Annotated in this window: 1 protein-coding gene; it reads right to left on the minus strand. The window is 42.3% G+C overall.

Annotated elements, in window-relative coordinates; all coding sequences use genetic code 11:
• Positions 1-530 (minus strand): major tail protein (locus NCCP2331_RS18355; RefSeq protein ID WP_251672134.1); only part of this gene is annotated, 530 nt, incomplete at both ends.

Below are 530 nucleotides of genomic sequence, written 5' to 3' on the forward strand. Positions count from 1 at the left end.
ACTTTCAAGAACAAAGCGTCGCGGTTAGTAGTCGCACCCTTTTCATCAGTTGCAAATAAAACAGATTTCTCGTTATTAAAACCTTCCACTTTACGATCCATAAATTGCGCTTCGATAGTTTCGCTTGAAAAATCAACGCCATCCTCTTTTGTTGCACCTTCAATATTCGGACGGGTAAACATCCCTTTTGGCAATCCGACATATTCGCGGGAACCGTCTTCGTGTGTTTTTGCGAATATAACTGCAACGTATGGTGAATTATCTTGGCTACCCGCTGCAGTAATGCCCTCCACAACTTCCCATCCCAACAACGTCTGTTTATCTTCTAATGGAATCTTGTGAAATTGTGAAGATACAGCAATGTCTCCGTTTGATGTGGCCATTTCGGCGGTTGTATTATCACCATAAGCACGAACAATTTCCTGTGGCATATCGACGGTGATATTTTGTAGAAACTTCACTCGCTCTGGCGTCAATTCCACGATTTTATTTTCTTCTCCGAGCACGCCGTAATAAAATTCATCTACACC

Origin of the sequence: Sporosarcina sp. NCCP-2331 (genome assembly GCF_023707945.1) — a bacterium.
In the GTDB taxonomy this organism is placed as follows: Bacteria; Bacillota; Bacilli; order Bacillales_A; family Planococcaceae; genus Sporosarcina; species Sporosarcina cascadiensis.